The organism is Pseudomonas sp. 5.2 (genome assembly GCF_059025405.1).
The window spans coordinates 350,280-363,997 of the sequence record NZ_JBYBHH010000004.1 but is presented as its reverse complement, the minus strand read 5'-3'; the positions used below and the strand labels follow the sequence as shown (position 1 = coordinate 363,997).

General features: G+C 55.9%; 11 protein-coding genes. 1 reads left to right on the top strand and 10 read right to left on the bottom strand.

The window, feature by feature from the left end; all coding sequences use genetic code 11:
• Positions 1-74: 74 nt before the first annotated feature.
• The 6 genes from AC5PZ0_RS09345 to AC5PZ0_RS09320 form a co-directional block, all read right to left on the bottom strand.
• Positions 75-701 (bottom strand): glutathione S-transferase family protein, encoded by a 627-nt coding sequence (locus AC5PZ0_RS09345; RefSeq protein ID WP_493854754.1) that lies wholly within the window; start codon positions 699-701, stop codon positions 75-77.
• A gap of 326 nt (positions 702-1,027) precedes the next feature.
• Positions 1,028-1,327 carry a putative quinol monooxygenase gene (locus AC5PZ0_RS09340; protein WP_493854753.1) on the bottom strand — a complete coding sequence of 100 codons (300 nt, stop codon included), beginning with the start codon at positions 1,325-1,327 and terminating at the stop codon, positions 1,028-1,030.
• A complete protein-coding gene (gene curA, locus AC5PZ0_RS09335) occupies positions 1,328-2,377 on the bottom strand; it encodes an NADPH-dependent curcumin/dihydrocurcumin reductase (RefSeq protein ID WP_493854752.1) in 1,050 nt (349 codons plus the stop codon).
• Positions 2,378-2,399: 22 nt separating this feature from the next.
• Entirely contained in the window at positions 2,400-3,833 is a 1,434-nt protein-coding gene (locus tag AC5PZ0_RS09330) for an aldehyde dehydrogenase family protein (protein ID WP_493854751.1), read from the bottom strand.
• A gap of 110 nt (positions 3,834-3,943) precedes the next feature.
• Positions 3,944-4,621, bottom strand: a complete 678-nt coding sequence (locus tag AC5PZ0_RS09325; protein WP_493854750.1) for a type 1 glutamine amidotransferase domain-containing protein — start codon at positions 4,619-4,621, stop codon at positions 3,944-3,946.
• A 30-nt stretch (positions 4,622-4,651) separates the two neighbouring features.
• Positions 4,652-5,251: a TetR/AcrR family transcriptional regulator gene (locus AC5PZ0_RS09320; protein WP_493854749.1), complete on the bottom strand. Its 600-nt coding sequence runs from the start codon at positions 5,249-5,251 to the stop codon at positions 4,652-4,654.
• A 191-nt stretch (positions 5,252-5,442) separates the two neighbouring features.
• On the opposite strand from AC5PZ0_RS09320, the gene AC5PZ0_RS09315 reads away from it, so the two are divergent.
• Positions 5,443-6,381 (top strand): GlxA family transcriptional regulator, encoded by a 939-nt coding sequence (locus AC5PZ0_RS09315; RefSeq protein WP_493854748.1) that lies wholly within the window; start codon positions 5,443-5,445, stop codon positions 6,379-6,381.
• A gap of 630 nt (positions 6,382-7,011) precedes the next feature.
• Here AC5PZ0_RS09315 and AC5PZ0_RS09310 read toward each other — a convergent pair.
• From AC5PZ0_RS09310 to mhpT, 4 genes are all read right to left on the bottom strand, one after another.
• Positions 7,012-8,655, bottom strand: coding sequence for an acetolactate synthase large subunit (locus AC5PZ0_RS09310; RefSeq protein WP_493854747.1), 1,644 nt, complete (start codon positions 8,653-8,655; stop codon positions 7,012-7,014).
• Between the two features lie 199 nt (positions 8,656-8,854).
• Complete coding sequence (locus tag AC5PZ0_RS09305) at positions 8,855-10,603, bottom strand: FAD-dependent monooxygenase (RefSeq protein ID WP_493854746.1); 1,749 nt, start codon at positions 10,601-10,603, stop codon at positions 8,855-8,857.
• Between the two features lie 413 nt (positions 10,604-11,016).
• Positions 11,017-12,285, bottom strand: a complete 1,269-nt coding sequence (locus AC5PZ0_RS09300) for an OprD family porin (protein WP_493854745.1) — start codon at positions 12,283-12,285, stop codon at positions 11,017-11,019.
• Positions 12,286-12,326: 41 nt separating this feature from the next.
• A complete protein-coding gene (gene mhpT / locus AC5PZ0_RS09295; protein ID WP_493854744.1) occupies positions 12,327-13,544 on the bottom strand; it encodes a 3-(3-hydroxy-phenyl)propionate transporter MhpT in 1,218 nt (405 codons plus the stop codon).
• Between the last annotated feature and the right edge of the window lie 174 nt (positions 13,545-13,718).

Sequence of the window (13,718 nt, the reverse complement as noted above, 5' to 3'; positions counted from 1 at the left end):
CCGCCGGCAGCGCAATAAGCCGCATTAGTTGAGTACCTGATACACGCTCAGGACCTCTCAAGCTCAGCATTTCGTTAGGAGTTTTTGTGCTCCAGCTTCAATGCTCTTTTCCAGCTGTCCAGTGTGGTTAAGCGCTCAAGGTACGCAGTTAGGTGGGGGTACTGCAGTCCTTCTCTGAGCTGTTCAACTACAGTGATAGCAACGAATGCAATCATGAAGTCGGCCCCGGACAGTTTTTCACCCAGGATGAAAGTCTTTTCTGCAAGCATGCTGTCAAGGAAGCCTAATACCTTTTCAGACTCGGTCTTTGTGTAGCCCTCAAGAAATTTCAATTCTGAGCCCGCATCCACTTCAAATTGAGCAAATATCTTGAGTAGTATAGGTACCATTGCAGAACTTTCTGCAAAATGAACCCATTGCAGGTACTGAATATAGTCCGGTGAGCTGAGCTGTGGCTCTAGGTCAGGCGCAAATCGACGGATCAAGTATTCAACAATGGCACCTGACTCAGCCATTATTTGACCTTCAATTTCAATAATTGGAGATTTGCCTAGCGGATGAATGTTCTTCAGGTCTTCCGGGGCGAGATGGGTTACGGGATCACGTTGATAGCGAACTAACTCGTAACTAACCCCCATTTCCTCCAAGAGCCAAAGGACGCGTAAAGATCGAGATGCGTTGAGATGATGAAGCTTGATCATAGAAGGCCTCAATTGGACGTGTCGTCAAGTCGGCCTGCCTAGACACTGGAGAGCTTGGCAGGCTGAGGTATTATTTGAGTAGGGCGACCATTGCCGTGGTTACATTTTTTACGCTCGTTGCTTCTGCACAGTGATCAATATGACGCCTTCGATCACGAATTTGCTTTAATTCGGACCCTTTTCATAGTGACCATAAGGATAGGAACCCCATTCTCGATCAGTAGTGGCACCACATCTGTCAACTCCACCGTGGCTTAGTGTCGAACGTATAGAGCTGTACGGGGCAATACAAGGTAATTCGGCCTCACACCGCCCCAACGACGGAGTTAAATAATGCCAATGTCATCCAGCAGGTGTACCTGGCGCTCGCTAACCAACTCTTCGGCTTGCTCTGCCATCGCTAAGTAATGCGGCATTTGCCGGTGCAACTCAATCGCCGCCATATCTGTCCACCGTTCTATGAAAACAAACAGCCTGGGTTCGCTCTGACTGCGGTGAAGTGCGTAGGCCAAGCAACCAATTTCGGCATTCGAAGGGGTGATGCAAGCGCGCAATACTTGCTCGAGGGCATCAGCTTGGCCGTCATGTGCCATGAGTATAGCGACCACTACGATAGGGCCAGTCATTTATACGCCCTCTTGTTCATCGGTACCGACACGAATCACTAATTTGCCGAAATGTGCGCCCTGCAGTAATCCGATAAATGCTTCGGGAGCGTTATGAAGCCCTTCGACCATTGCCTCGCGATAGTGGATACGGCCTTCGGCAAACCACTGTGACATCTGCTGGTAGAACTCATCGAAGCGGTGACCGTAGTCATCGAAAATGATGAAGCCTTGCATTTTGATGCGCTTTCTCAGAATTGTTCCCATCAGTAGCGGCAGGCGGTTTGGCCCAGATGGCAGGTCGGTGTCGTTGTAGTGGGCTATGATGCCGCATACTGGAATACGTGCCTTTGCGTTTAGGAGCGGCAATACAGTGTCGAAGACCTTGCCACCCACGTTTTCGTAATACACATCGATGCCTTGCGGACAGGCTTGGGCTAATTGATCTGCGAAGTTTGGCGCGTGATAATCCAGGCAAGCGTCGAAGCCCAGGGTCTCGATCGCGTATTGGCACTTCTCGGCCCCACCTGCCACCCCGATTACACGGCAGCCCTTGATCTTTCCGATTTGCCCGACGGTGGCACCCACAGGACCGGTGGCTGACGCCACCACCAGGGTTTCGCCGGTTTTCGGGTTACCAATGTCTAGCAAGCCCATGTAGGCGGTAAATCCAGGCATGCCGAATACACCTAGGGCGTAGGAAGGCTGCTGTGGTGATGCACCCAGGTTCATCAAGCCAGCGCTATCGACTACGGCGTAGTCTTGCCAGCCGTTCTGCGATAGCACCCAGTCCCCAACGGTGTAATCAGGGTGGCGAGATTCCACAACCCGGCTGACAGTACCACCGACCATTACATCACCCACTGCCACTGGTGGTGCATAGGATGGCGCATCGCTCATGCGCCCACGCATATAAGGGTCAAGCGAGAGGTAAACGGTACGAAGCAGCACTTGGCCGGGGCCAGGTTGTGGTACGGAGGTGTTCTCAAGGCGGAAATTATCGAGAGTCGGCACGCCGTGAGGGCGCGACGCCAGAACTAGTCGGCGATTGGTAGTTGGTTGCTGCGGCATTCGTGAGGCTCCTTTGATCAAATTACTTCTTGATCAATATCGTTTTCGGGTTGGTGAACAACAAGCGACCTTCGTGGCCCCCTTCGGTGCCCAAGCCCGACTGTTTTTGCCCGCCAAACGGTATGTCTACGCCTTGGGTATGAATCTCATTTACCCAGACCATACCCGCCTCGATCCGGTTGGCCACAGCGACAGCCGTTTGGACATCACGCCCCCATACAGAGCCCCCCAAGCCATAAGGGCTGTTATTGGCGCGCTCAATCACTTCTTCCACGCTGTCATAAGCCAAAATTGGCACGATTGGACCGAACTGTTCTTCCTGTACGATCTTCGAATTTTCCGGCGGGTTGTCTACTACGGTCACCGGAATAAAATAGCCAGGGCGGCTGTCATCGATTTCGCCACCCAACACCACCTTCTGGCCATTGGTTTTGATGTCTTCAAGGAAAGTGCGCAGCTTGTCGAACTGCATTTTGTTCTGCACCGGGCCGACTTTAGTGTTTGGGTCTAGGCCATCGCCTAGCGTTTGCTGGCTGGCATAGGCGACGAATGCGGTAACGAACTCTGCGTGGAAAGAGTGGTGGACGTACAGACGCTTCACGCCCACGCACCACTGGCCAGAGTTGCCCACCGCGCCCCAAAATAATTGCGGGATGATCGATTTCCAGTCAGCGTCAGGCAATACTACAGCGGCGTCATTACCGCCCATTTCCAAGGTCAAGCGCTTGACCGTGCCGGCGGCAGAGCGAATCACATGCTTACCGGTTTCAGTCGAACCGGTGAAGCTGATTTTGGCGATATCGGGATGCCCGGTCATCTGCGGGCCCAGCTCATTGCCTCCAGCAACCACTGACATCACACCTGCGGGGAGTATCGACTGGGCGATCTGCCCAAACCGTAGAGAGGTGAGCGGCGTGAACGGCGACGGTTTTATCACAATCGTGTTGCCGGTTAGCAGTGCCGGCGCAACTTTCCACAGCGCTAAGAGGACCGGGAAGTTCCAAGGGGTAATGGCACCGACTACGCCCAACGGTGTGTGGTGCAACTCGACCACATGGCTATCAGTCTCTTCAAGGATTTCCACGGGGATACGGCGCGTGGCCGTCTCGCGGATCCAGTGAATGGCTAGGTCAACTTCAACCTGCGCCCCGCTGGTTAAAGGCTTGCCTTGTTCTTTAGTTAGCAGAACGGCCAAATCTTCGCGGTGACTGTGCAAGGCATCCGCGTAGGTCAGTAGATACTGACCGCGTTGTTCGTAGCTTAGCGCAGCCCAAGGTTTGAAAGCAGACTTGGCGGCGGCGATGGCTACGTCTAGCTGTTCCGGACTAGCCGATGGCGCCTGTGCGAAGACCTCGCCGGTTGCCGGGTTGTAGACTGGAATGGTGCTTTCAGCAGTAGCCAGATCACCAGCAATAGATAAGTAGTAGGGGCCATTAAAAATGTTGCTATCAGGCATGTCTAAACTCCAGCAATACGATGTGTGCTAATTTCGGGGCGCACGAAGCCAATGCGCGCCGGCTTCAGTGCGCCAGTTTGAATTAATGTGTGGACTTAGGAGAGAAAGGCTTAAGCCAGTTGCTGAAGCAGTGCCAGGGCGACGCCTTCGGAGCTTGCCGGGTTTTGCCCAGTGATCAGTTGGCCGTCGACCACGGTATGGGGGTGCCAGTCGGTAATTTTCTCGAACTGCCCGCCCAAGGCATTGAACTCATCCTCAATGAGGAACGGCACCACGTCAGTCAATTGCACGGCGGCTTCTTCGCTATTGGTAAAGCCGGTCACCCGCCGGCCTTTGACCAGGGGTTCACCGCTAGCCGTACGTACGTGGCGCAACACGCCTGGCGCATGGCATACGAAAGCAGTTGGTTTGCCAGCGCGCTCGAAGTCTTCGATCAGCGCGATCGACACTGGTGACTCGGCCAAGTCCCACAGCGGGCCGTGACCGCCGGCATAAAAGATTCCATCGAATTGCCTTTCGTCAACTGTATCCAGGCGCAGAGTGTTGGCCAGAACCTGTTGAGCAGCAATATCGGATTTGAAGCGATGAGTCATCTCGGTTTGGGAATCGGGCAAGTCACTTTTCGGGTCGAGTGGGGGTTGGCCCCCTGCTGGTGAGGCGACTACTACCTTCGCGCCAGCGTCGGTCAGCACGTAGTAGGGGGCTGCGAACTCTTCCAGCCAAAAGCCGGTTTTTTCACCGGTGTCACCCAGCGAATCATGTGAAGTCAAAACCATCAGTACGTTCATTGATAAGCCCTCCAGGGCGTTTGCAGAGGATTAGCTTTTGAGGGTATGCATTGTTTCTTTCATTGCCATTTCGAAGGGCTCAGTGGAGCGAGTGATCTTGGCCATGATGCTGGCGCCTAGCCACAGGAAGTAGAGGCGGGCTGCCAGTGACGAGGCCGGCTCCTGAAGCTGCAACGAGCGGTCAGCGACCGCCCTGTCGAGCGCGGCGGCTATGCGCTGAACAATTTTCGCTGTGCCTCGGGCTAATGCTTGGCGCATGGCCTCCGACAGATCTGAAACCTCGGCGCCCAGCTTGACCACGAGGCATTTTCCGTTGCCCACGTGGATGGTCTGGCTCTCAAACCAACGTTGCCAATAAAGGGTGATTCGGTCGCGGCCTGACAAGCTGGGAACCGCGAGCAGAAGGTCCATTTCGGCGGTGTAGCGCTCGAAGTAATCGTCCAGCAAAGCTTCACCGAATCCGTCTTTGGACGAGAAGTAGTGATAGAACGACCCCTTGGGCACGCCGGCAGCATTCAACACTTCATTTATACCCACGGCGGAAAAACCTTTCTGGCTGACAATGCGCTGAGCGCAGTCGAGGATCCTGCTCCGTGTAGGTTGCTGTTCATTAGTGATCATGATGTTCATCGGTTGATTAGACCGGTCGTCTAGGTTGTTGGGACTGATTCTAGGACTGTGACCGGCTAGCAACAATGTCAAATACGCCATGATTTCAGCCACTCCTGGAACACCACATCTACAGGTTCGCGCCCCACGCTTGTTAAGCTGGCGAACTGCCCTGAAAATCGGCTCATCACCTGTTCTATCGGAGCATTGATATGCACCATGTTGCGCTGATCGTTTATCCACAGTTCCAGTCGTTGAGCATGGCACTGGGTTCAGTATTTGAGTGCGCTAATTTATTGCACGGTGAGCCTGTTTACCGTCTCACTCTGGTTTCCGAATCGGGCGGGTTGATCATGTCGTCTCAGGGTTTTGCAGTCGAGACACAGCCGATGCAGGCCGGCTCCTACGATACGGTGATTGTTAGCGGTTTCCTGGAGGAGGGAGTGCCGACGGCTGGTTTGCTGCGCTGCGTCACCGAGGCAGCGGCAGCTTCTAGACGAGTGGCGTCCTTGTGTACTGGGATCTTCGTACTGGCAGAAACCGGTCTTCTAGCCGGCAAACGTGCCACCACCCATTGGCTGCATGTGCCTGCTTTTCGCCAACGCTATCCAGACATCCGTTTGGAAGAGGACCGCCTATTTGTCGTCGACGGACAAATCTGGACTGGCGCAGGCATGAGCTCCGGTATAGACATGGCGTTGGCCATGGTCGAGCATGATCTTGGCCGCGACCTCGTCCGCCAAGTGGCGTACAAACTGTTGATTTCGGAGCGGCGCAGTGGTGACCATTCACAGTGTTCGGCGCTTCTAGCTATGGAGCCGAAGTCTGATCGGATACAGCTGGTGCTAGCTTACGCACGTGAAAACCTACGCAGTGATCTGTCGGTGGAGGCGCTTGCCGAAGTGGCACGGCTTAGTCCCCGGCAGTTCAGCCGGGTATTTCGCGAGCAGACTGGAGAAACGCCGGCCAAATGCGTTGAAAAGCTACGGGTGGAGGCGGCTCGGCTTATGCTGGAAACCAGTCGTCATCCTGTGGAGGTTATCGCCCGTGAGACGGGATTTGTTGATCGTGAACGGCTACGCCAAGCTTTTCTGCGTGCATTTGGCAAGCCGCCGCAGGCTTTGCGTAAAGAGCTGATTGCCGGTGTCTAGGCTCGTGAAAATTAAAACTATGTCGAAAAAAGAAGCGCTGTATGAAATTGGTTTGGGGCACGAGTTTGGTGAGTGACGTTCAGCCCATCGGCTTCCAAGGATCCAACGATTATGAGTTTCCGACACATGCTGGAGACGTTAATTCGGCGCAGAGACTCTGGCAAAGATCAAAAAACTCCTTACGAAACGGAGGTTCAGCATCGCGTCTAGGCACGGTTGTCCATGCCGACATAGTTCAAACGCTGAGATCGTCGAGAAGCTCTTAGCTGTACGCGATCTGAACTGCACTAATTTTACAATGGCAAGCAGTACTTTATCGGCTTCAGGCGAACACAGGCGCGTATGCAAAGTCCACTGCACAGCAGCGAATGTGGCTGAAATGGCTATCGAGCGGATAAGCGCAGGCATGCTTTATTTCATGGTGGTGCGCCAGCGTTTATCGTTAGCTACTGAGAGGCTCGTCCGCGAGGCCCGGCAATCGCGGCTTCTCTATCTTCATAGATTATCTGCTGCGGACAATTGAGCTTTCTTCAGCCTCACAGTCGGCTTCAGTCAGCTCTTGGGTGACTTGTTCGGAATTGACTAGGCACACTATTGCGTGCCTAGTTCTGCTGCACGTGGTAGCGAATCTTAAATCGCCAGTGACCGCTCACGCAGCTCGCTGTTGAGGATGCGGTCGTTCTCGCTGTAATCCACCGGGCAGTCGATCACATGCACGCCGGGGTTGGAAACGCAGTGATCCAGCAGCGGCAGCAAGGCATCCGCGCTTTCCACCCGGTAGCCATTGGCACCGTAGGCTTCGGCGTATTTGACGAAGTCCGGGTTGCCGTAGTCCAGGCCGAAATCGGTGAAGCCCATGTTGGCCTGCTTCCAGCGGATCATGCCGTAGCCGTCGTCACGCAGGATCACCACGGTGACGTGCATGCCGAGGCGAACTGCGGTTTCCAGCTCTTGGCTGTTCATCATGAAGCCGCCGTCGCCGCATACCGAAATCACCGGGCGGTCCGGGTACACCAGGTGCGCCGCCATGGCCGATGGCAGGCCGGCGCCCATGGTCGCCAGGGCGTTGTCGAGCAGCACGGTGTTGGGCTTGTGCGCCTTGTAGTTGCGGGCGAACCAGATCTTGTAGATGCCGTTGTCCAGGGCAACGATGCCTTCGGACGGCAGCACACGACGGATGTCGGCCACCAGGCGCTGCGGGTAGACCGGGAAGCGGTCGTCGTCGCCGCCTTCGGCGATCTGCGCTTCGTTCGCTTCACGGATGGCCATCAGGCGGGTGAAGTCCCAGTGCGAGGTGTCGCCCAGGCCTTCGGCGATCTGCCAGACGGCGTTGGCGATATCGCCGATCACTTCGACCTGCGGGAAGTACACGGCATCGACTTCGGCGGAGCGGAAGCTGATGTGAATGACTTCGGTACCGCCACGGACCATGAAGAACGGCGGCTTCTCGATCACGTCGTGGCCAATGTTGATGATCAGGTCGGCCGCTTCGATGGCGCGGTGGACGAAGTCACCCGACGACAGCGCGGCGTTGCCCAGGAAGCGCGGGCTGCGCTCGTCGACCACACCCTTGCCCAGCTGGGTGGTGACAAACGGGATGCCGGTCTTGTCGATCAGCTGCTTGAGGACCTTGGCGGTCATCTTGCGGTTGGCGCCGGCACCGATCACCAGGATCGGGCTGCGTGCGGTGCGCAGTTTTTCGATGGCGGCTTCGATGGCCACATGCTCGGCCAGCGGGCGGCGGTGCAGGCTGCGCGGGATCGGCATGGCATCGGTCTGCTCGGCAGCGATGTCTTCCGGCAGCTCCAGGTGCACGGCACCCGGCTTTTCTTCTTCGGCCAGGCGGAACGCTTCACGCATGCGCGACGGGATGTTGTCGGCCGAGGCGAACTGGTGGGTGTACTTGGTGATGGGCGCCATCATCCCGCACACGTCAATGATCTGGAAGCGGCCCTGCTTGGACTTCTTGATCGGCTTCTGGCCGGTAATCATCATCATCGGCATGCCGCCAAGGTAGGCGTACGCACTGGCGGTTACCAGGTTGGTCGCGCCAGGGCCCAGGGTCGACAAGCTGACGCCGGTCTTGCCGGTCAGGCGGCCATAAGTGGCGGCCATGAAGCCCGCGGACTGCTCGTGGCGGGTCAGTACCAGCTTGATCTTCGACTTGCGCAGGGATTCCAGCAGGTCGAGGTTTTCCTCACCAGGAATGCCGAACACATACTCGACACCTTCGTTTTCCAGGCATTGCACAACGACATCAGCGGCCTTAGCCATAGTTCACCCTCATCGCACTCAAGGCAGATTGAGCCCATAAGGTGAGGCGTAGCGGGAGGTGCGCCACTCTACTCACGGGCCCTTATCGATTGATTTTTTGTTTCTAACGTTCGCAGCGCAGAGGGCCTAGTGGCTTCCTGCGCTGCTGGGAGCGAATAAAAAGAAGGCCCGGCATCGCGCCGGGCCTTTGAGGTAATGCTTAACCCAGGACGCTTTGGAGCGCCTGCTGCAGTTCTGAGGCCGCTTCTCCGGCAGACCAAACAGCATTGCTGTGCCGCCAGGCGATATAACCGTCAGGTCGAATCAGAAGTGCACCTGCCTCGTGAATTTCTCGAACCGATTGCCAATCACAGTAAAGGTCCGCAGTACCTTTCGCGCCTGTGACAACGATCTTGAGGAACGGAAGGTTCAAGCCCTCTGCAGCAGCCACCCATGCTTGACCTGCAAGTCCTGTGATCAGGGTCATTTGCCCTTTGCCCACGACATCGAGCGTAGAAATCCGGTGACCGGTCTCGTCAACCAGCCATGCGTGAGGAAGCTTGGCACCTGCGCGAGTGGTGGCCTGCAAGTAGAGTTCTTTGTCCCGGGCCCAGAGCTCAACTCCGTCCCTTGGATCAGGCTTAACTGCAGAGGACACGTAGCGCTGGTTCAACTCGACCCCCTGAGCGTTGAATTCGCGACTCTTGATTTCCAGCGCCTTCTGCAGGTTCAAGCGAACTTCCACACCCGCCGGGCTTGGGTCGCGCATGCGATCAAGCAACTTGGCGATGGTGTCCACGCCATTGCCGAAGTTGAAGCAGTCTTTCAGCAAGGCATAGTCCTTACGGGACTGGTTGGCACGCGCCACGATTTGCTTGCCCACGGGAGCGCGCTCTGCGGTGTAGCTTTCCAGTAGATTCGGGTCGGCGAATCCTTTGAGGACGTAAGCCAGTTTCCAGGCGAGGTTGAAACCGTCCTGCATGCAGGTGTTGGAGCCCAGCCCGCTGGATGGCGGATGACGGTGCACAGCGTCGCCGGCACAGAACACGCGACCACGGGAGTATTCGGTGGCATGTGCTTGGTTTACATACCAGGTCGACATCCGCTCAACCTCGACTTCCAACTTGGGATCGCCGACCAAGAGACGGATCTTCTCCAAAACAGCTTCTGGGGACAGGTCGGGGGCGCCTTTGGCCATGTCGAAGCCCCAGCCGGCAATCCATTGATCCCACGGGCGAATGGCGCGCAGCAAACCCATCCCTATCTCACCAAATCCAGCTTCTGGAGTAGCGATCCACTGTAGGATGCTCGGGCGATGTTGTACGTACTTGCTCAGATCTGCGTTGAAGATGACGTAAGCGGTTCCGGCTCTGGCCATCTCGCCAACAATCGGCAGATCGATCTCTTTGGCTACCTTGGAGTTAGCTCCATCGGCACCCACCAGGTACTTCGCGCGAACTTCGTACTCGACACCGGTCAGAACGTCTTTCATGCGGGCGGTCACACCTTCGGCATCTTGCACGTGGCTTAGATACTCGGTGTTAAAGCTCAGTTGAGCACCGCGGATCGCGGCATGCTTCAGAAGGATCGCTTCCATCTCGGGCTGGATGAGATCCAGCATGGTGCATGGGCTGCCTTGGACGTAGTCGCCCTTGCGTTTGTCGCCAGTACCCCAGGTACGCATACGTGCGATTTCTTCACCGGCCAGGCTGGTGGTGAAAAGCGTATCGCCCATCTGCTCCCAAGGTGTGGCTGCTCTGATAACTTCGTCTTCCAACCCAAGATCACGCACGACCTCCATGGCGCGCTGGTTCGTGATATGGGCTCGCGGCGAGTTCGCCAGCCAGTTGAACATGGTGACCATTTTGACCCGCACACCGTAGGTGGCTAGCGCCAAGGCAGTAGTTGCACCAGCTGGGCCAGTGCCGATCACCAATACGTCGGTATCGAAGCTAGAGGAGGTAGTCATTTATTATTCTCCAGGCATTACATGTTGATGCTCTGAACTTGCACGCAAGCCCGGAACATGTCCGACAAGTCCCAAAGCCAGCTAGCACGAAGCAGCACCGACATGGCGTTCGAGACATTAAAAAATTGGGGAAACGACGGGCTCTACTGGCACCCGCGGCTCGGGCGAGCGATGCGAATGAGGGGGAAGAGATTCATGGTACCTCCTGATCTTGTATTTTTTTTTCAGGCCATCAGAGTGTCTGATTCAGCGGTGTTAGCTGACAGGCGAGATCACTCAACTCATGCTTACATGCTAGCATGTAAGAATAGCGGTCGCAATCGTCTGGAAATGCCTTTCGTCACGCCAAAAAAAGCCACGAGGTGAGTTCGTGGCTAAGGGTGCAGCGCGTAGCGAGTGGGACTACGTCGTCTTCACCAAAGGGCAAAGGTGTAATCAATGTTCACACGAAGCTCATTGTCATCCCGGTGTGAAGCTCCAGGGCCGAAGTCATTTCGATACCAAGCGTGTCTGACCCGGAATGCCACGTCCTTGAACGTGCCGCTTTGGATCACATAGGAGAGCTCGACGTCTTTTTCTGACTCTTTGAGCTTGTTGCCGCCGAGATTCGGAAGGTCAATGTTGTCCCCGCTGACGTAGCGCAGCATGCCCTTCAGGCCGGGGATGCCAACGGCAACAAAGTCGTAGTCGTACTTGACCTGCCAGCTTCTCTCCTTGGGGTTTAGGAACTCCGAACTCAGTGTGCCTTCCGTGATCACCAGTGGTTCGGTACCAAAGAGATAGGGCATTGCAGTATCCCCAGTCAGCTGCATGTAGCCAGCGCCAAGACGATGCACGCCGAGCTGGTAGGTCAGCATCAAGGCGGTGTTGCGGTTATCAACCTTCCCAGCTTTTGCGGACCCATTGTCTTTGGAATCATAGAAGCGGAAGTCGGAAGTGAGCCGCCCTGGGCCCAGCTCACGGTTGTCCACGAAACCGAGGTAGTTCTTGTCGTAGATGTCTTCAAGCTCTGCGTAGTAATACTTGAGCGTGAGGTTCTTCGACCAGGCGTAATCGCCGCCAAGGAAATAAAACGCATCAGACTCCGCAGAGCCGTTGAAGCGTCCGTTTGGGGCTGAAACTCGCATTTTTTGGTAGTCAGTAGAGTCCCGCAGGTTGATTCGGTCGAGCCAACCCGCGTGCAGAGAAAGATCTGTGATGTCTTGCGAGCGCAGGTAGGTGCCGCGGAAGGTTTGTGGCAGCAGCCGTGTTGGACTTGCGAACGCGATTGGCAAGAACGTGCTCACGGTTCCGTACTGAAGCTCAGTTTTGGAAACCTTGACCTTCGCTGTCAGCCCTAGCTCGGAGTAGTCCTTGGCTGGCTCCCTGGTGGAAGTAGAGAACGGCAATAGACCGGTGCCGACACGATCTGGTGAGGAGTCAAGGCGCAACCCCATCATGGCTTGAGCATCCAGTCCAAAGCCGACTACGCCCTCGGTGAAGCCCGAATTGAAGTTGACGATGAAGCCTTGGGCCCACTCTCGCGCTGCAGCTTGCGGTGTCTGGTTGATGTAGTTGCGATCGAAGTAGTAGTTGCGCAGTGTTACCTTGGCTTTCGAATCTTCCACGAAGCCGGCCGCTTGTAGCGAAGCTGCATTTGCAGCCAGCAGCCCTGCGAATGCAATTTTTTTTGATTTGCTCATGTCGTGTCTTCTTTCTTGTTTTTGTGATGACGCAATGCCGCTCAAACCACCGAAGGGCTCAGCTCAGGGCGTTTCTTCAGCGACGAGAGATAAAGCAGCGAGATAGCCGCCAGAACGATGCCGGGCGCCGAGGCCAACATGACACCGCCTGCACCGGCTCCAAGGACCATCATTTTTCCTACGACAAGTGGACCTGTCATTGCACCGATACGACCGACTGCGAGTGCTGCACCGGTCCCGGTAGCCCGACCATTGGCGGGATAGAACTGAGGAGCGAGGGCGTAGAGGACGCACTGGCCACCCGTTGTGAAAATGCCTGCCAAGAATCCTGCGCCGATCATGGTAGGGAGTGAGGCCGCCACTGTGAGGCAGGCCAAAGAAATCAGGATGCCCCCATATACCAGAGCCGACATGGCCCAGATAGGCAGGCGATCCATGGCAACGCCGAGCATCAAGGTACCCACGGCCGCGCCGAGCTGCATGGCCAATACTACGACGCTTGCCTCGCTTGGCTTGAATCCCTGTCCAATCAGGATGCTTGGCAGCCAGTTGATCAGGATGTAGGTGACCATCAGTGTGAAGAAGAAGCTAACCCACAGGAGCAGGGTTTTCTTCAGTGCACCGCCTTCAACCAAGATGGCTTTGGTGGAGGGAACTTCGATCGTGGTGGTGGCAGCAATCGATTGCTTGTACACGTCGGGTAGGAAGAGAACCAGCAAGGGAACAATGACCAAAGGGACCACGCCGCCGACGTAGAAGACGAGCTTCCAGCCAGCCCCGAAATCCAGCAGCCCAATGGCGGCTGCCAACGCGGCCCCCAGCGGTACACCGCAATACATCAAGCTGACTGCTGTGCCTCGCATGCGCTCACCAGCAGCCTCAGATGCGAGTGCAATGAGGTTGGGCAACGATGCACCCAGGCCCACACCTGTCAGGAACCGGGCGAATAGCAACGCGCTGAAGCTCCAGGCTACCGTTGTGACGAGAGAGAAGATGCCGAACAGTGCAACAGAGGCGATGAGCACTTTTTTCCGGCCATAGCGATCAGCCAGACGGCCGCCAACGAAAGCGCCTGGAAGCATACCCAGGACGCCAACACTGAAAACCCAGCCCATTTCCAGCTTATCCAAGCTGTACTCGGCAGACATGCCGTGGGCCGCAATTCCTGGTGCTTGGAGATCCAGGCCTTCCATCAGTGCAACGAGGAAGCAAAGCGCGATGGTGATGAAAAGTTTGGTCTTATCGGTTTTATCAGTCATAACGACCCCCTCCGAAGCCCTTTGAAAGGTCTTCAGAAATCACATGATTGTGGTTTTAGTAACGCCAGTGATGTGGAACTACATCAGCTCAGTAATCACTCAAGAAAGAGTGAGTAGGTGGGCTGATCACTGCGTGTTCGGAGGTGCTGCGAGTCGGGAGTCTGCGAGGCATTC

Coding starts and splice junctions, on each gene's coding strand:
- AC5PZ0_RS09315 (WP_493854748.1), top strand. CDS start 5,443: ATGCACCATGTTGCGCTGATCGTTTATCCACAGTTCCAGTCGTTGAGC.
- AC5PZ0_RS09345 (WP_493854754.1), bottom strand. CDS start 701: ATGATCAAGCTTCATCATCTCAACGCATCTCGATCTTTACGCGTCCTT.
- AC5PZ0_RS09310 (WP_493854747.1), bottom strand. CDS start 8,655: ATGGCTAAGGCCGCTGATGTCGTTGTGCAATGCCTGGAAAACGAAGGT.
- AC5PZ0_RS09325 (WP_493854750.1), bottom strand. CDS start 4,621: ATGAACGTACTGATGGTTTTGACTTCACATGATTCGCTGGGTGACACC.
- curA (WP_493854752.1), bottom strand. CDS start 2,377: ATGCCGCAGCAACCAACTACCAATCGCCGACTAGTTCTGGCGTCGCGC.
- AC5PZ0_RS09305 (WP_493854746.1), bottom strand. CDS start 10,603: ATGACTACCTCCTCTAGCTTCGATACCGACGTATTGGTGATCGGCACT.
- AC5PZ0_RS09330 (WP_493854751.1), bottom strand. CDS start 3,833: ATGCCTGATAGCAACATTTTTAATGGCCCCTACTACTTATCTATTGCT.
- mhpT (WP_493854744.1), bottom strand. CDS start 13,544: ATGACTGATAAAACCGATAAGACCAAACTTTTCATCACCATCGCGCTT.
- AC5PZ0_RS09300 (WP_493854745.1), bottom strand. CDS start 12,285: ATGAGCAAATCAAAAAAAATTGCATTCGCAGGGCTGCTGGCTGCAAAT.
- AC5PZ0_RS09320 (WP_493854749.1), bottom strand. CDS start 5,251: ATGAACATCATGATCACTAATGAACAGCAACCTACACGGAGCAGGATC.
- AC5PZ0_RS09340 (WP_493854753.1), bottom strand. CDS start 1,327: ATGACTGGCCCTATCGTAGTGGTCGCTATACTCATGGCACATGACGGC.